Below are 15,798 nucleotides of genomic sequence, written 5' to 3' on the forward strand. Positions count from 1 at the left end.
GCCGGAAGAAAGTTCACTTCGCTTTTTCGAGGGCCGCCGCCGCGTCACCTCTCCGCGTCGCGGACGAGCAGGGCGATCTGGACCCGGTTCTCGACGCCGAGTTTCGAGAGCATGCTGCTGGTGTGGGCCTTGACCGTCGCGACGGTGATCTCCAGCCGCCGCGCGATGTCGGTGTTGGACAGTCCCTCGGCGATGGCGCCCGCGGTCTCGCGTTCGCGGTCGGTCAGCGTGGCCAGCAGCTCGATGGCCGTTTCGCGGGAAGCCCGGCGCGCATCGGAAGAGTTCGGCCCGGTGGCCACGGTGATCAGCCGGGCGGTGGCGGCGGGCGACAGCGCGGGCTCCCCGGTGGCGACCGTCCGGATCGCCGCCAGGATCCGCGGCGGCGGGGTGTCCTTGAGGACGAACCCGAGCGCGCCGACTCGCAGCGCGCCCAGCACCATCTCGTCCGAATCGAACGTGGTGAGCACCAGGACCCGCGGCGGTTCCGGGAAGCGGAGGATCTCCTCGGTCGCGCTCAGCCCGTCACGACCGGGCATCCGGACGTCCATCAGGACGACGTCGGGCCGCTGCTCCCCCACCACGGTGACCGCGGTGTCACCGTCGGCGGCCTCGCCGACCACGACGAGGTCCGGTTCGCCGTCCACGATGAGCCGCAACGCCATCCGCACCAGATGTTCGTCGTCGACGAGCACGACCCGTACCCGCTCGCTGTCCATTCACTCGTTCCCTTCGCGGACCGGCCACGGTAGCCGCGCGGAGAGGACGAATCCGCCGCCGGGTACCGCGTGGTGGTCCAGTTCGCCGCGCGCCAGTTCGACCCGCTCCGAGAGGCCGAGCAATCCGAATCCCGAAGCGGGCGGGCCCGCGATCTTCCGCGCCGCACCGGAATCCCGGATCGTCGCCCGCAAGCCGTCCCCCGCCTTTCCCTCGACGGTGACGGCCACCTTCGCCCCTGGCGCGTGTTTGCCCGCGTTGGTCAGCCCTTCCTGCACGATCCGGTAGACGGTTCTCGCGATCGCGGCCGGCGGCTCGCCCGCCGTCGTGGTCGTCAGGGTGACGTCCAGCCCGAGTGCCCGCGCGTCCGCGACGAGCGCGGGCAGATCGGCGAGCGAGGGCTGCGGCGGCTCCAGTTCGCCAGGGCTCGCCCGGAGCACACCGAGGACGTCGCGCAGTTCCTCCAGCGCCTGGTGGGAGCCGTCAGCGATCCCGCGGGCCAGCTCCGCGACCTGGTCGGGCGGCAGGTCGCGGCGGTGCCCCAGCACCCCGGCCTGCATGGCGACCAGCGAGACCCGGTGCGCGAGGACGTCGTGCATCTCGCGGGCGATCCGGTGCCGCTCCACGATCCGGGCCTCGGCCGCGCGAGCGGCCTGCTCCCGTTCCGCGCTTTCGACCTGCTCCCGCAGGGAGCGCACCTCCTCCCGGCGCGCGCCGATCGCGGCGCCGACGGCCACCACGATGCCGACCATCAGGGCCGGGAGGCTGATCAGCAGCCACAGCGGCTCAGGCAGGGCGCGCCGAGGGTAGAGGTCGGTGGTCAGCACCGCCGAGACCACGGACAACACGGCGGCGGCCGCCGTTTCGGCCGGGCGCCGCCTGGCTGCCAGCGAACAGAGCGCCAGCAACGCCGCGCCACTCGCCAGCGTCGAAGCCGTCGAGGCGAGGATGACCGCGAGCGTGATCGTGACCGGGAAGCGACGGCGCCACAGCAGGGCGATCAGGCAGGCGAGCGCCAGCAGCGGATCACCGGTGATCAGCCACTCGACCCTCGGTCCCGCCGCGCCCACCGGCAGTTGCGCCGCCGTGATGATCCAGAGCACCACACCCAGCGCGGCCGCGGCGAGCAGGCGCCAGGCCTGTCCCCACGGACGGAGAAGCGGCTGGGCGCCGACGTCGGTGATCACGGGCCCATCATGGTGGACCGGCCCGGGGCGGCGCAGCCGGACACGGGACGATCCCGGCCCCGACCTCGGTCGCGGCGTGGCTCGACTTTGGTCGAAGGCTACGCGCGACGCGATGCCGATGTGATCGCGGCAAACCCGCGGGACGCTGGTCGCACAACGGCAAAACAGGAGGCGGGGAACATGGGCAAGGGCGGCTATCTGGGGCTGCAGATCTTCGGGATGGTGGCGGTCGCCGTCTTCGTGCAGGCGAGCATCCGCGGTCTCTTCGATCATTCCGGGACCCAGTTATGGGGAGCGTTCGACTGGGTACCCGGTGAGTGGAGCGGCAGGCTGATCGTGTTCCTGCTGCTCGCCGCGGCCGGAACGGTGCTGGCGGGCTGGGCGCACAGCCGCGGCAAGCAAGTGTCCGGCTAGGGGGACTTCGGTCCGCTAGGATCCCCAGCCGGGCGATTTCCGTCTACATCGGACGGACTTCGCGAGTCTGGGCGATAGCGGGAGAGTGCATGGCGGACGGGGTCGGCTCGCTTTCGGGGTGGTCGGCCGATCCCACCGAAGTGACCAGCTACGTGGGCCGCGACGTCGAGACCGGCGAGGCGCGGCGCCTCTTGGCGGCGTCGTCGCTGGTCACGCTGACCGGACCGGGCGGCGTGGGCAAGACCAGGCTGGCGTGGCGGGTGGCGGCGGCCCACCGGGAGTCGACGGCCGACGAGGTCGTGTTCGTGTCGCTCGCCGAACTGCGGGAACCCGCGCTGCTGGTGCCGACTGTGGCGAACGTCCTCGGTTTCGGTGACCGCTCGGCGAAACCGGCCATCGAGGTCGTCGTCGAAGCACTGCAGGCGAGCCGGTTGCTGCTGGTACTGGACAACTGTGAGCATCTGGTCGACAGCTGCGCCTGGTTCGCCGACACCGTCGTCAGGGCCTGTCCCCAGGTGAGGGTGCTGGCCACGAGCAGGCAGTCCCTCGGCGTGGCGGGCGAGCGGGTCCTGCCGGTGCCGCCGCTGGCGATCCCGGAGCAGGGCGACTCCTTCGAACGCGCGGTGAACGACGAGTCCGTGCGGCTGTTCGTGGACCGCGCGAGCGCGGTCGCGCCGTCGTTCCGGCTCACCGAATCCGACACCGAACCGCTGATCCGGCTGTGCCGCAGGCTCGACGGGCTGCCGCTGGCCATCGAGCTGGCCGCCGTCCGCGCGCGGGCGTTGTCGCTGCGCCAGCTGGCCGACCGGCTCGACAAGCAGTTCTCCGTGCTCACGAAGGACCGGCGCGGCCGTCCGGAGCGGCACGAGACCATGCGGGCCCTGATCGACTGGAGCCACGAGCTGTGCACCGGGCCCGAACGGCTGCTGTGGGCGCGCGCGTCGGTGTTCTCCGGCAGTTTCGACCTCGACGCCGCCGAGCAGGTCTGTTCCGGCGGCGAACTGCCCCGCGAACGGGTCCTCGAAGTCGTCGACGGGCTGCTCGACAAGTCCATCCTGCTGCGCGAGGAGTACCCGGGCGGCGCGCGGTACCGCATGCTGGAGTCGGTGCGCGAGTACGGCGTCGACAGGCTCCGCGAGACGGGCGGGACGGCGGAGGTTCGGAAACGGCATCGGGACTGGTTCGCCGAACTCGCCGGCCGGTACGCCACCGAGTGGCTGGAGACCGATCAGCTCGCCTGGATCGGACGGCTGCGGCGCGAACACGCGAACCTGCGCGTCGCCCTCGACTACTGCACCGGCGAACCTGAGGACGCTGTCGTCGGGTTGCGGATGCTGCGCGACGTCAAGGAGTTCTGGATCGTCCGCGGGCTGAACACCGAGGGCCGGATGTGGGTCCGGCGGCTCGACGAGGTCGCGGCGCCCGGTGTCCCGGAGCGGGCGCACGGGCTGTGGCTGTCCGGTTTCCTGGCGCTGGTGCAGGGAGACCTGTCCGCCCATCGGTGCATGCTGGACAGGGCGGCCGCCGAGGCCGAGGCGAGCGGTGACGAACTCGCCGCCGCGTACGTGCTCCACGTCCGGGCCTACGCCGCGCTGATCGGCGACGACATGCCCGAGGCGTCGCGCCTGTTCGGCACGGCGATCGACCTGTTCCGCGCCCACGGCGACGAGGGCGCGGACCTCTGGGCGAGCTACAACCACGGACTGGCCGTCTGGCTGGACGGCGACATCGACCGCGGCCGGGCGATCCTCGCCGAAGCCGTCGAGCGCTGCGAGCGGCGGGGCGAGGTGTTCTGGCGGGGCTGGGCGCTGTGGTCGCGCGCCGCCGCCGAGTACCTGCAGGGTGACCTCGCGGTCGCGAGCCGGTGCTGCGAGCAGGTCCTGCGCCTGCACGAGCGGGTGGACGACCGCGTCGTCGTCGGGTTCACGCTCACCGTCCTGGCGGGCTGCGCGGCCCGTACCGGACGTCCCAACCGGGCGGCGATCCTGCAGGGTGCCTCGATGAACGTCTGGCGCACGGTGGGCGCGTGGCCGACGCGGTACGAGGCGTTCATCGAACCGCTGCAGACCGACACCGACACCGTGACGGCGGCGCTGGGGTGGGAGGTCGCGATCAAGGAGTTCGCCGACGGCGCCGCGATGCCCACCGCCGACGCCATCGCCTACGCCCTCGAAGAGCGCTCCCCCGAGCCGCCGAAACAGGCCGCGCAGGTGCTCACCAAACGCGAGACCGAGATCGCGCACGTGGTCGCCGAGGGGCTGACGAACCAGGAGATCGCCGACCGGCTCGGCATCGCCCGCCGCACGGTGGACACCCACATCGACCACATCCTCACCAAACTCGGCTACTCGAACCGCGTCCAGGTCGCCACCTGGGTGACCCGGTCCGGCGATCCAGCCTGACGCTCACGCCGCCCTGATCGGGGTGGCCTGCCGGTCGGGGGTGAGCAGCTCCGCGCGCAGGGCGATCCGCAGGTCCAGCCGCTCCTGCGGGTCGTCGAGCCGGGCACCGAACAGGACCCGGAGACGGCGGAGGCGGTTGCGGACCGTCTGCGGGTGGACACCCAGGTTGTTCGCGATCTCGGGCGCCCCGCCGCGGGCGGCGAGCATGGCTTCGAGGGTTTCGGCGAGTTTGGTGCGCTCGTTCACCGGCAGGCCGGCGATCGGCGCGAGGCTGCGCGTGACGAGCGCGGTGGTGAGCACCTCGTCGGCGAACAGCCAATGCGTGGTCAGGTGGTCCGACCAGCACACGAGGGGGCCGTCCTCGATCACCTCGCGCCGGACCAGTTCCAGCGTCCGGCGGGCCCACCGCAGGGACGCCGCGGCTTCGGCGGGCGCCACCGCGGGCCCGACCGCCGCCCGTGTCCCCGCCAGGACACCGCTGATCTCGATGTCGTCGGGCACGAGGAGGTGCGGATACTCGCCGGTGAGGTCGGCCAGCACCTCCGGGCCGAACGAGGCGCGGACCGCACCGGGCTCGGCGGCTATGGCGACCATCCGCGCGGGCGGTACCCAGCCCGCCTCGGCCGCGAGTCCCGCCCACTTCGACGGCGGGCGCCCGCTCAGGATCTCCTTCAGCAGGTCTCGGCGCAGCTCGGCCATCGAAGGCGTGTGCGCGGCCCGATAGGCGGCGGTGGAAAGCCGGATCAAGACGTCGGCGCACCGGAGCAGGGCCTCCACGCCGGTGTCCATCAAGGCCGATCCGGCTCCGGGCTGCCGTGACAGCGAGGCCAGGACGGGCAGTGCGCACCGGCCCGCCGAGTGGTAGGCCCGGGAGAGCCGGGCCAGGTCCTTGCCCGCGGCGTACTCGGCGACGCCGACCTGCCGGAAGGCGTCCGCACCGGCGGCGATCCCCAGCGCGGAGTTCATCCCGTCGTGCTCCAGTACCAGCGCGACGAACTCCGTGGCGCGCGCGTCGAACAGCGGCGCGTGCTCGGGCAGCGAATGCCGGATGCCGTCGACGACCACGCGGGCGATCACGAGGGCGGCGGAGCGGGTCGGGGCCGGGGCGGGGCGGACTGGAGCGTGGGACGCGGTCATCGTCGACCTCCGGGGCAGCGGGAATCGTCGGGGCGCCGAGTCTGCTACTCCGCGGTAGAGGGGCACATCGGGTGAATTACGTACTCGGGCCCATCCCGCCTGCGCATCACCCGTTCGTGAAGGCGCGCTTCGGGTTATTCGAGGGGTAAGGCAAAGGTGTCGGGTCGACGTGTCCGACGAGGGCGCGAGGTGTCACTCAGGGTGAGGGGTGTGTGGATTTCTGCTCATCCAACGCACCAAAACCCACATAGAACCAACTGTGTCCTAGGTACCTACGGTCGTGCGGTCTCGCGTGATCAAACGGCGATCACTCGTGATCAGAGCGGGATCTCGCGTGATCGGACGCCGTTCACCGCAGGTTCAGACCCGACGCCACCTTTGCCTTACCTCTCAAGAGAGCCCGAAACGCCACTCACGACTCCTGCCCAGGCTTCAGGCGTTCGGGTCGAACGGGATCCCGGCGGGCTTCGCCTTGGCGAGTTCGCCGTTGAACGACGAATCCCGGATCCCCAGCTGGGCGCTGCCGAAGTCGTGCCCGGTCAGCCTGTCGCGCAGGCCCGGCGGGTAGCCGTCCCAGCCGACCAGCGGCGGGTACTGCCACTGCTTCTTGTGGTTCTCCGGCTCCTCGCCGAAGCCCGCGTGCCGGAAGCAGTGCGTGCCGATCCCGTCCTTGTGGTAGATCACCTTGGGGTGTTTGCCGGTCTCGTCCCACGGGACCTGGTCGCGTGCGCGGGTCGTGTACTTGCCGTGCGCCGACGTCGATACGTACTGGCCCCACTCGCCCTGGACCCAGACGACGACGTGCTCCCAGTCGTGCCGGTGACCGGCGCTCCCGGGGCCCAGCGCGGCCTGGTCCTTCTCGAAGTAGAGCGCGTACAGGTAAGCGCACCAGCCGTTGTTGCACTTCACCCGCGAGTAGGCGTTGGTGTTGTCCAGATCGGACAGGTCGCGGCATTGGCCGTTGACGTCGCCGCCCAGCGCGAGCCCGGGCGCGAGGGTGCCGTCGCGGCCGATGGCCGGGGTCGGGTAACAACCGTCGCCGTCGTAGTCGAAGGCGGGTTCGTAGGTCCGGTCGGGCCAGGGCGCCGACCAGTCCAAAGCCTGCGGCGGGGCCGCCGAGGCTGTTCCTGTCACGAAGAGCAGAGCGGCGAGCGTGCCGAAGAGGACCGTGCTGAACCGTCGCATGTGGTTATTTGTTCACGACTTGATTCAACACGGAACCCTCCTTGGTCGGCTTACTCGCAGACGGCCCCGTGCGCGGCGCTCCGGACGACCTTGGCGTACTTGCCGAGCACGCCACGCGTGTACGCCGGAGGCTTGGGCGCCCAGCCCTCCCGGCGTGCCTCGATGTCGTCGATCTCTACTTCGAGCGTCCGGTTCGCGACGTCGAGCGTGATCGGATCCCCGTCCCGCACGAACGCGATCGGCCCGGCGTCGACGGCTTCCGGCGCGATGTGGCCGACGCAGAGGCCGGTCGTGCCGCCGCTGAACCGGCCGTCGGTGATGAGCAGGACGTCCTTCCCGAGTCCGGCGCCCTTGATCGCGCCGGTGATGGCGAGCATCTCGCGCATTCCCGGCCCGCCCTTGGGGCCTTCGTACCGGATGACGACGACGTCGCGCGCGACGATCCGGCCCTCGGCGAGCGCGTCGAGGGCGGCCCGTTCGCCGTCGAACACCCGCGCGGTGCCGGTGAACGTCGATTCGTCGAAGCCCGCCGACTTCACGACCGCGCCTTCCGGCGCCAGCGATCCTTTGAGGATGGTCAGCCCGCCGGTCTTGTGGATCGGCCGGTCGAGCGGGCGGATGATCTCGCCGTCGACCCCGTCGGGCGCGATGCCTTCGAGGTTCTCGGCCATGGTCTTACCGGTCACGGTGAGCACGTCGCCGTGCATGAGCCCGGCGTCGAGCAGCGCCTTCATCACCACGGGGATGCCGCCGACCTTGTCGACGTCGTTCATCACGTACTTCCCGAACGGCTTCAGGTCGCCGAGGTGCGGGACCTTGTCGCCGATCCGGTTGAAGTCGTCGATGCGCAGATCGACTTCCGCCTCGCGTGCGATCGCGAGCAGGTGGAGAACGGCGTTGGTCGAACCACCCAGCGCCATCACGACGGCGATCGCGTTCTCGAACGCCTCCATGGTCATGATCTGCCGCGCGGTGATGCCCTGGCGGAGCATGCCGACGACGGCTTCCCCCGACCGGTGGGCGAAACCGTCACGGCGCCTGTCGACGGCGGGCGGGGCGGCCGATCCGGGCAGCGACATCCCGAGCGCCTCGGCCACCGACGCCATCGTGTTGGCGGTGTACATCCCGCCGCAGGCGCCTTCGCCGGGGCAGATCGCCCGCTCGATCTTGTCCACCTCGGCGCGGGTGATCTTGCCCGCCAGACAGGCGCCGACGGCCTCGAACGCGTCGATGATCGTGACGTCCTGCCCGTCGACCTGACCGGGCATGATCGAACCCGCGTAAAGGAAAACGGAGGCGAGGTCGAGCCTGGCCGCGGCCATGAGCATGCCCGGCAGCGACTTGTCACAGCCCGCCAGCAGCACGGAGCCGTCCAGCCGCTCGGCCATCATCACCGTCTCGACCGAGTCGGCGATCACCTCCCGCGAGACCAGCGAGAAGTGCATGCCCTCGTGCCCCATGGAAATACCGTCGGACACCGAGATCGTGCCGAACTCCAGCGGGTAGCCCCCGCCCGCGTGCACTCCGTTCTTGACCGCCTTGGCCAGCCGGTCCAGGGAAAGGTTGCACGGGGTGATCTCGTTCCACGAGGACGCCACCCCGATCTGCGGTTTGGCGAAGTCGTCGTCGCCCATTCCGACCGCGCGGAGCATCCCGCGGGCCGCCGCGCGCTCCAGACCGTCGGTCACGTCACGCGAACGAGGCTTCAAATCCGGCTGGTCCTGCGGCATCGGGACACCTTCCTTCGTGGTGGGACACCGGGCACGCTGCCAACCCGGCGCGCCCGGCGCAACTTCATCGCTCCGGTTTGAAGCCGCGATGCAGCGCCACGCGCGTGATCGCGTGATGCTCGACGCCGAGCACTTCGGCCGTCCAGCCCGACACCACCACCCGGTCGCCCGGCTTCTCCGGGATCCGGCCGAGGAGCACGAGGATCAGTCCGGCGATGGTCGCGTACTCCCCCGGCGGCGCGTCCCGCAGCTCGACCCCGACGTCGACGAGGTCGTGCACCGGGAACGTGCCCGGCAGCACCAGCGAACCGTCCTTGCCGTCGCGGACGGCCAGCACGTCGCGATCGGTCTCGTCGTAGATCTCGCCGACGATCTCCTCCAGCAGATCCTCCAGCGTGACCATGCCCGCGACAGCGCCGTGCTCGTCGACCACCAGCGCCATCTGCTCCCGCTCGGCCTTGAAGCTGCGCAGCGCGTCCGAGACCCGCAGGGAATCGGGGTACACCACCGCCGGCCGGACGACCTCGGCGAGGTCTTCGTGTTCGCCGAGCAGATCGCGCAGGTGCACGACGCCGACGACGTCGTCCAGATGGCCGCCGCGGGCGACCGGCGCGCGGGAATAGCCGGACTCGGCCAGTTGCCGTCGCGCGGACGGCAGGTCCTGCTCCGCCGCGAGCGTCAGCACCGCCCGGCGCGGGACGAGCACTTCCCGCAGCCGTCGTTCGTGGATCTCCAAGGCACCGTTGATGATCATGCGCTGTTCGGCGTTCAGGCCGCGTTGCGCCGAGACCAGTTCCCGCAGTTCCTCGGGCGACATCTGATCCGGATCGGCCTCCGCCCGTCCGCCCAGTGCCCGCACGACGAAGTTCGTCGACGCGCTCAGCGCCCACACCACCGGCCGCGAAACCGCCGACAGGAAGTTCAGCGGGCGCGCCACCAGCAACGCCCACCGCAGCGCGTTCTGCATGGCCAGCCGCTTCGGCGCCAGTTCCCCGAGCACCAGGGTCAGGAACGTGAGGACCATGGTCACCAGCGCGACGGACACCGCTCCGGCGGCGTTGCCGAGGAAGCTCAGCATCGGTACCAGGGGCTGCGCGAGGGACACCGCCGCCGTCGCCGACGCCAGGAACCCGGCGAGCGTGATGCCGATCTGGATCGTCGCCAGGAAGCGATTCGGGTCGCGCGCCAGCCGCACCAGCGTCCGGGCGGCCGTGCGGCCGTCCCGTTCCAAAGCCCGCAACTGCCCCTCGCGCAGCGAGATCAACGCCATCTCGCTGCCCGCGAACACCGCGTTGAGCACCACCAGCACCGCGACCAGCGCGATGTCGAACCCGTAGCCGCCCACAAGCACTCCCCGGCCCGCCGGAAGTGCAGAACATTACCGAGGGGAACGCGGGTCCGCAGATGTCGCGAGCACCTGGCTACTGACGGGTAGTTCCGATACCTTCGAAGGAACCCGCACGGACGGAGTCCTGATGTTCGCACTCAAGACCGCTCCCGCACGGACCTTCCTGCGCCGGGCGCAGGAAGTCGCCAAACCGGTCGCCCGCTGGAGCATCGGCCACGCGATCCCCCGGGTCGCCCTGCGGGCCGCGGCGCGGCGGGGCGACCTGCAAGGCAGGCTGTCCGTCGAGGCGAGCGGCGGAGCGGACCTGACCGGGCTGTTCGACGAGATCCGCGCGCACGGCGACGTCGCCACCACCCGGGTCGGGCACGTGACCACGCGGCATCCGGCGTGCAAGGAGATCCTCACCAGCGACGCGTTCAAATCCGTTCGGTTCGTCCCGGACAACCCGGTGCTCAACCGGCTCGTCGCCTGGTCCGAGTCCGGGCTGATCCACCCGATCGAACCGCCGTCGCTGCTGGCGAGCGAACCGCCCGACCACACGCGCTACCGGAAGCTGGTCACCCGCGTCTTCACCGCCCGCGCCGTCGAGCAACTGCGGCAGCGCACGCAGGCGATCGCCGATGAATTGCTCGACGGCCTCGACCCGGCGAGCCCCGTCGACCTCATCGAGCAGTATTGCGGTCTCCTTCCGGTCACCGTGATCAGTCAGATCCTCGGTGTCCCACCGGAAGAACGCGACAAGGTGCTCGCACTGGGCGGCGCGGCGGCGCCGAGTCTCGACCTCGGCCTGCCGTGGCGGACCTTCCGGACGGTCGAAGCCACGCTGGCCGAGTTCGACTCGTGGCTCACCGTGCACCTGGAGAGGCTGCGGGCGAATCCCGGCGACAACCTGCTCAGCAAGCTGATCGCCGCCCGCGAGGACGGCGTCGGCCTGACCGAGCGGGAACTCAAGGCCACCGCGGGACTGGTGCTGGCGGCCGGGTTCGAAACGACCGTCAACCTCCTCGGCAACGGCATCGCCCTGCTCACCCGGCATCCGGGCGAACTCGCGAAACCGCGCGGGAATCCGGATCTGTGGAGCAACGCCGTCGACGAGATCCTCCGCTACGACCCGCCCGTCCTGCTCACCGGCAGGCTGTGCGCACGGGACACCGAGATCGGCGGGAAGCCGATCGGCCGCGGCGCGATCGTCAGCACGGTGCTCGCCGGCGCCAACCGGGACCCGGAGATCTTCGACGCCCCTTCGGTTTTCGACGTCGAACGGGCGAACGCGCGGGATCACGTGTCGTTCGGCGCCGGACGGCACTACTGTCTCGGCGCTTCGCTGGCGAGGATGGAAGGCGAGATCGGGCTGCGGTCGATCTTCGAGCGGTTCCCCGACCTCCGGCTTCTGGGCGGGGCGCGGCGGCGGCAGACCCGGATCCTGCGCGGCTTCGAAACGCTTCCCGCCGCACTCGCCTGAATCAGCAAGAAGGCCTGTCGCGGACCGCACCGCAGTGCCCCGAATGTGGCATTGGGGACGTTGACCTTCCCCAATGCCACATTCGGCAGCATCCAGTCTCGGCTGAATCAGGCGTTGGAGTTGTAATACGCGTTGCAGGTTTGACTCGCGGAGCCGATCACCTCGGCATTGGCCCACTGCCCGCGATTCGCGGTCTTCTTGCTCTGCCTGGAGCCCAAGATGGCGGTCGCGCTGTGGCGCCTGCTGGGGTGCAGATAGTGCGAGTAGCACTTCTTCTGCCCGCTTCCCGCCGACTCGGTGCCGTAGCACCACGTGCCGCCGCTGACATTCTGGCACGTGAACGGCACCGAGTCGCCCTTCAGGACCACACCGCCGACGCCCGGGGACGTCAGCACCACGGAGACACCCTCTGCCGCGTCGGCGGAGGCCATCGGAGCCACCGCGAACAGACTCGCGAAGACCAAGCTCGACCCCAGTACCGCTCCTGTCAAAATCTTCATGACACTCCTTCGCAATCGCGATTAATTGCATTCGACGAGACACCGCGCCGCACGGAATTCGATCATCCGATACCCCGTTCGGATCGAATCTAAAATGACACTCACGGGCGCCTGATCGATCGATATCCCCCACTCGCGGAAGGTGAACCGCGAGAATGCGACGCCAATACTACGACGACCCGGCAAAGGCGGACAGTATCTTCATCCTGCCGAAAACACGCTGGCCAGAGGTTGATCCCCGGACTCTCGGGTGCAGTCGAACCGATCTGCGACTCATCCGCCACATGATCGATCAACGGCGGGCTTCGGCGAGCGCGGTGGCAACGATCATGTTTTCCGCAGTAGCGTCGAAGACGGGGGAGGAACAGGGATGCTGCGAATCCATTTCACACTCGAGGATCTGGCCCGTATCCGGATAGCGCGGCGCCCGGATCCGATGTGGGAGGTCCTGATGAGTGCGTATTTGTTGCGCAAGCCCCGGGCCGAGACAGTTCTGGGCGGATGGAGAGAGCAGACCCGGAGGCGGCTGACGCCGTCCGCGCGGCCGCTGCTGGACCTGGTTCCCGCGTCAGGATCCTCGCCCGACTTCCTGACCCCGCCGTGCGGGGGCACCCTGTCCGAGGGCATCGACACGCTGCTGAGCACGCCACGTTCCCGGTTGGCGGCCGACTTCGCGCACCTGGCACAGGAACGGCCGCTCCCCTCCTGGACCGTCGATCTCGCGGAAGGAAGACCGCCCGCGTTGCGGATGGTCGGTCACGCCCTGCGGGAATATTTCCACACCTGCCTCGCCCCGCATTGGGACGCGATCGCCGCCGCCGTGCGACACGATCACACCCGCCGCGCCCAGCTCATGGCCGACCAAGGCGTCGAAGCCGTCCTGAATACCCTGAGTCCTGCGGCGACGTGGCGCTTTCCCTTGCTGAGCATCGACTATCTCTTCGACCACGACGTCCGCCTCGACGGCAGAGGACTGCTGCTGCAGCCGGTGGTTTTCGGCCGTGGCCCCAACCCCACCACCCTCATCGATCCGGCGCTTCCCCCAGTTCTGGTCTATTCCGTGCCCCTCGCCCTTGGCGCCATCACCCCGGTGGAACCGGCACGCCGACCGGCCGGCGATCCGATCGTCCCGCTGCTCGGAACCACCCGTACCCGGATCCTGCGCGCCCTCGACAACACCAACGCCACCACCACCGAACTCGCCCGCCGAGCCGCCACGCCGCTGCCCACCGCCAGCCGTCACGCCACCGCGCTTCGCGACGCCAACCTGATCACCAGTCACCGCCACAAGAACATGATGATCCACACGATCACCCCACTCGGCACGGCGTTGCTCCACGGACGACAACCGCGCCTGAACTGACGACCGCCGTCGCTCTTACGAACTCCTCGCTTCACTCGCGGGCGGGCTCATGGCTCGTACGAACAGGTCGGCCAGCTCCCGCGCGTAGGCGGCGACATCGGTCTCGGGCCTCGTCAGCAATTCGGCCGGGGCCGCCTCCATCGCGGCGATGACCGACACGGCCATCACCCGCGGCGAGAACTCCCGCAACTCCCCCAGCCGCTGTCCCTCGCGGAACATGTCCTCCATTTCGGCCAGCGTCTTCGCGCTCTGCTCCTCGAACCAGCTCCTCGCGGCCTCGGCATCCCTCGACGCCGAAGCGATCTGGCCGAGGGCGATGAGCTCCTTCGGCCGCTCCGCGAAGTAGAACACGAAGCCCTCGATCAGGGAGCGCACCGCGGCGGCGTGACTCTCGGCCCCCTCTGCCCGCGCGCTCAGCGCCTTGTCCATCGCTGTGTGCACGGTCTGCATGACCTGCAACATCAGCTCTTCACGTTTGGCGAAGTGGTACGTGATCAGGCCGGGACTGATCCCCGCGCGCCGCGCGATCTGCACGAAGGACGCCTTCGCGTAGCCGATCTCGGCGATGGTCTCGACGGCCGCCGAGATGATCTGCCCGCGCCGGGCCTCCTCGATGAACGAGCGCCTCCCCTGGTCGCTCGACTCATTTTCTGGTTGCATGACCAGTAGCCTAGTCGAGCAACTAGCACGGGGGAAGTCATGATCAGCAGGAAGACGTTCTTGAAATCCGTCGCGGGAGCGGCGGCGGTCGCCGGCCTCGGCGGAGGCGTGGCCGAGGCGGCGGCAGGCGGCCCGCGCCGGCTTCGGGGAGGGGTCGCCTACGACACCGGGGTCCTGCACGCCGCGGGCGATCCGCTGAGCCGGGTGCGCTGGAGCCGCCGACAGGTGAAGCAGGAGATCCGCGTGGTCGCCGAAGGCCTTCGCTGCCCGTCCATCACCGCGTTCGGCAGCGAGATCGGCAGGCTCGCCGAAACGACGGCCGCCGCACTGGGACACGGGATGGAGGTGTACGTCCAGCCGAGGCTCTACGACCACCCGCAGGGCGAGGTCCTCGAGCACCTGGCCGAATCCGCGCGGCAGGCCGAACGGCTGCGCGACGGTGACGACGTCAAGTTCGTCGCCGGCTGCGAGCACCTCCTCTTCACGCCGGGCATCGTGCCGGGCGCGACCTTCCAGGAGCGGATCGCGAACCTGGGCACGATCCCGCCCGGGGAATGGCCGAAGATCATGGAACGGCTGACCGACTTCCTCGCGCGGGCGGCCGACGTCGCCCGCCGGAACTTCCGCGGCCGGATCACCTACGCCTCGCTCGGCGGCGCGGAGCAGGTCGACTGGACTCTCTTCGACATCGTCGGGATCGACTACTACCCGTACTTCGCCACCGATGCGGAGTACACAAAGGACCTCGCCCAGTACCGGAAGTGGGACAAACCCGTGACGGTGCTGGAATTCGGCGCGTGCACCTTCACCGGCGCCGCCCAGGCGGGCGGGATGGGCTGGAACATCGTCGACCGCGACCAGGACCCGCCTCGGATCAAGCCGGGCCATGTGCGAGACGAGCGCGAACAGGCCGACCACATCGTCCGCCTGCTGCGCGTGTTCGGCGCGGCGGGAATCCAGGGCGCGCACGTCTACACGTTCATCGCGCCGGGCCTGCCGCATCATCCGTCCCGGCCGGAGTACGACTACGACATGGCGTCGTACGGCCTGGTGAAGACACTGCGCGAACGGCACCACGACGAGGAGTCACCGTACCGGTTCGAGCCCAAGCGATCCTTCGTGGCGATGGCCCGGCACAACCGCGGACAAGCGGGCATTTTTACCGAACCGGCCAGGGAAACCGGTCAGTAACCTCGCCCTGGTGACCACTCCGGAGCGCCACGGCAAGGAAGCCCCGGAGTTGCCCGCCTTCACCGTCATCGGGTGCCTGATGGGCTTTTTCATGACCGTACTGGTCCTGATCGGCCCGGGCCTGCTCTGGATCAGCACCCACTTCGACCCCGGTGACGACGATCGCCTGGTCGTCGTCACCATGGGCGTGGTGTTCACGATCGGCGGGCTGGGCACCGTCGGCTCACACCTCCGGCAGAACGCCAGGGCCCGCGGGACACACCGCGAACTCGACCGGACGGGAGTCCGTGCGAACGCCGAAGTCGTGTCCAGCACGCGGATCTGGGTCGACGAGGTGAGCACTCCCACGGACGACGTCGACCTCGTCGTAACCGGTCCGGGAGTGACTCCGTTCAGTGCACGGGTCCTCACCGAAGACGTCGGCCGCTACGAAACGGGCACGGTGGTACCCGTCGACGTGGACCCTCGGACCCTCCTGTTCCGCCTCGCCGACTGATCCACGACA

At 69.7% G+C, this 15,798-nt stretch carries 14 protein-coding genes; 6 read left to right on the plus strand and 8 right to left on the minus strand.

Annotated features, from left to right (window positions below):
* Positions 1 to 44: 44 nt before the first annotated feature.
* Both ACFOSH_RS02810 and ACFOSH_RS02815 read right to left on the minus strand, forming a co-directional pair.
* Positions 45 to 716 (minus strand): response regulator, encoded by a 672-nt coding sequence (locus ACFOSH_RS02810; RefSeq protein ID WP_378237017.1) that lies wholly within the window; start codon positions 714 to 716, stop codon positions 45 to 47.
* On the minus strand, positions 717 to 1,901 hold the full coding sequence (locus tag ACFOSH_RS02815; protein ID WP_378237018.1) for a sensor histidine kinase: 1,185 nt from the start codon (positions 1,899 to 1,901) through the stop codon (positions 717 to 719).
* Between the two features lie 180 nt (positions 1,902 to 2,081).
* Between ACFOSH_RS02815 and ACFOSH_RS02820 the strand changes: the two genes are divergently transcribed.
* Together ACFOSH_RS02820 and ACFOSH_RS02825 are read left to right on the plus strand one after the other, a co-directional pair.
* Positions 2,082 to 2,315, plus strand: a complete 234-nt coding sequence (locus ACFOSH_RS02820; RefSeq protein ID WP_378237019.1) for a hypothetical protein — start codon at positions 2,082 to 2,084, stop codon at positions 2,313 to 2,315.
* A gap of 89 nt (positions 2,316 to 2,404) precedes the next feature.
* Positions 2,405 to 4,717, plus strand: a complete 2,313-nt coding sequence (locus tag ACFOSH_RS02825) for a LuxR C-terminal-related transcriptional regulator (RefSeq protein WP_378237020.1) — start codon at positions 2,405 to 2,407, stop codon at positions 4,715 to 4,717.
* A 3-nt stretch (positions 4,718 to 4,720) separates the two neighbouring features.
* Here ACFOSH_RS02825 and ACFOSH_RS02830 read toward each other — a convergent pair whose 3' ends face one another.
* The 4 genes from ACFOSH_RS02830 to ACFOSH_RS02845 all read right to left on the minus strand — a co-directional run bounded on the left by ACFOSH_RS02830 (position 4,721) and on the right by ACFOSH_RS02845 (position 10,114).
* Entirely contained in the window at positions 4,721 to 5,854 is a 1,134-nt protein-coding gene (locus ACFOSH_RS02830) for a helix-turn-helix domain-containing protein (protein ID WP_378237021.1), read from the minus strand.
* Positions 5,855 to 6,286: 432 nt separating this feature from the next.
* The gene (locus ACFOSH_RS02835) at positions 6,287 to 7,039 is read right to left on the minus strand and encodes an NPP1 family protein (RefSeq protein WP_378237022.1); all 753 of its coding nucleotides are present in this window, start codon (positions 7,037 to 7,039) and stop codon (positions 6,287 to 6,289) included.
* A gap of 50 nt (positions 7,040 to 7,089) precedes the next feature.
* Positions 7,090 to 8,769: a dihydroxy-acid dehydratase gene (gene ilvD / locus ACFOSH_RS02840; RefSeq protein WP_378237023.1), complete on the minus strand. Its 1,680-nt coding sequence runs from the start codon at positions 8,767 to 8,769 to the stop codon at positions 7,090 to 7,092.
* A gap of 64 nt (positions 8,770 to 8,833) precedes the next feature.
* Positions 8,834 to 10,114, minus strand: coding sequence for a hemolysin family protein (locus ACFOSH_RS02845; RefSeq protein WP_378237024.1), 1,281 nt, complete (start codon positions 10,112 to 10,114; stop codon positions 8,834 to 8,836).
* 130 nt (positions 10,115 to 10,244) lie between these two features.
* Between ACFOSH_RS02845 and ACFOSH_RS02850 the strand changes: the two genes are divergently transcribed.
* The gene (locus ACFOSH_RS02850; protein ID WP_378237025.1) at positions 10,245 to 11,579 is read left to right on the plus strand and encodes a cytochrome P450; all 1,335 of its coding nucleotides are present in this window, start codon (positions 10,245 to 10,247) and stop codon (positions 11,577 to 11,579) included.
* A 107-nt stretch (positions 11,580 to 11,686) separates the two neighbouring features.
* Here ACFOSH_RS02850 and ACFOSH_RS02855 read toward each other — a convergent pair whose 3' ends face one another.
* A complete protein-coding gene (locus ACFOSH_RS02855; RefSeq protein ID WP_378237026.1) occupies positions 11,687 to 12,079 on the minus strand; it encodes a lactococcin 972 family bacteriocin in 393 nt (130 codons plus the stop codon).
* A gap of 451 nt (positions 12,080 to 12,530) precedes the next feature.
* On the opposite strand from ACFOSH_RS02855, the gene ACFOSH_RS02860 reads away from it, so the two are divergent.
* Complete coding sequence (locus tag ACFOSH_RS02860; protein ID WP_378237027.1) at positions 12,531 to 13,442, plus strand: ArsR/SmtB family transcription factor; 912 nt, start codon at positions 12,531 to 12,533, stop codon at positions 13,440 to 13,442.
* 15 nt (positions 13,443 to 13,457) lie between these two features.
* On the opposite strand, the gene ACFOSH_RS02865 is transcribed toward ACFOSH_RS02860, so the two are convergent.
* Complete coding sequence (locus ACFOSH_RS02865; RefSeq protein WP_378237028.1) at positions 13,458 to 14,102, minus strand: TetR/AcrR family transcriptional regulator; 645 nt, start codon at positions 14,100 to 14,102, stop codon at positions 13,458 to 13,460.
* Positions 14,103 to 14,141: 39 nt separating this feature from the next.
* Between ACFOSH_RS02865 and ACFOSH_RS02870 the strand changes: the two genes are divergently transcribed.
* Positions 14,142 to 15,293, plus strand: a complete 1,152-nt coding sequence (locus ACFOSH_RS02870) for an abortive phage infection protein (RefSeq protein ID WP_378237029.1) — start codon at positions 14,142 to 14,144, stop codon at positions 15,291 to 15,293.
* A 10-nt stretch (positions 15,294 to 15,303) separates the two neighbouring features.
* Positions 15,304 to 15,789, plus strand: coding sequence for a hypothetical protein (locus ACFOSH_RS02875; protein ID WP_378237030.1), 486 nt, complete (start codon positions 15,304 to 15,306; stop codon positions 15,787 to 15,789).
* Positions 15,790 to 15,798 lie beyond the last annotated feature (9 nt).

Source organism: Amycolatopsis speibonae (assembly GCF_042647925.1).
Taxonomy (GTDB): Bacteria; Actinomycetota; Actinomycetes; order Mycobacteriales; family Pseudonocardiaceae; genus Amycolatopsis; species Amycolatopsis speibonae.

Excerpts from the sequence above, each read along its gene's own strand:
- ACFOSH_RS02865 (WP_378237028.1), bottom strand. The coding sequence starts at position 14,102 with ATGCAACCAGAAAATGAGTCGAGCGACCAGGGGAGGCGCTCGTTCATC.
- ACFOSH_RS02810 (WP_378237017.1), bottom strand. The coding sequence starts at position 716 with ATGGACAGCGAGCGGGTACGGGTCGTGCTCGTCGACGACGAACATCTG.
- ACFOSH_RS02850 (WP_378237025.1), top strand. The coding sequence starts at position 10,245 with ATGTTCGCACTCAAGACCGCTCCCGCACGGACCTTCCTGCGCCGGGCG.
- ACFOSH_RS02835 (WP_378237022.1), bottom strand. The coding sequence starts at position 7,039 with ATGCGACGGTTCAGCACGGTCCTCTTCGGCACGCTCGCCGCTCTGCTC.
- ACFOSH_RS02855 (WP_378237026.1), bottom strand. The coding sequence starts at position 12,079 with ATGAAGATTTTGACAGGAGCGGTACTGGGGTCGAGCTTGGTCTTCGCG.
- ACFOSH_RS02825 (WP_378237020.1), top strand. The coding sequence starts at position 2,405 with ATGGCGGACGGGGTCGGCTCGCTTTCGGGGTGGTCGGCCGATCCCACC.
- ilvD (WP_378237023.1), bottom strand. The coding sequence starts at position 8,769 with ATGCCGCAGGACCAGCCGGATTTGAAGCCTCGTTCGCGTGACGTGACC.
- ACFOSH_RS02820 (WP_378237019.1), top strand. The coding sequence starts at position 2,082 with ATGGGCAAGGGCGGCTATCTGGGGCTGCAGATCTTCGGGATGGTGGCG.
- ACFOSH_RS02870 (WP_378237029.1), top strand. The coding sequence starts at position 14,142 with ATGATCAGCAGGAAGACGTTCTTGAAATCCGTCGCGGGAGCGGCGGCG.
- ACFOSH_RS02860 (WP_378237027.1), top strand. The coding sequence starts at position 12,531 with ATGAGTGCGTATTTGTTGCGCAAGCCCCGGGCCGAGACAGTTCTGGGC.
- ACFOSH_RS02830 (WP_378237021.1), bottom strand. The coding sequence starts at position 5,854 with ATGACCGCGTCCCACGCTCCAGTCCGCCCCGCCCCGGCCCCGACCCGC.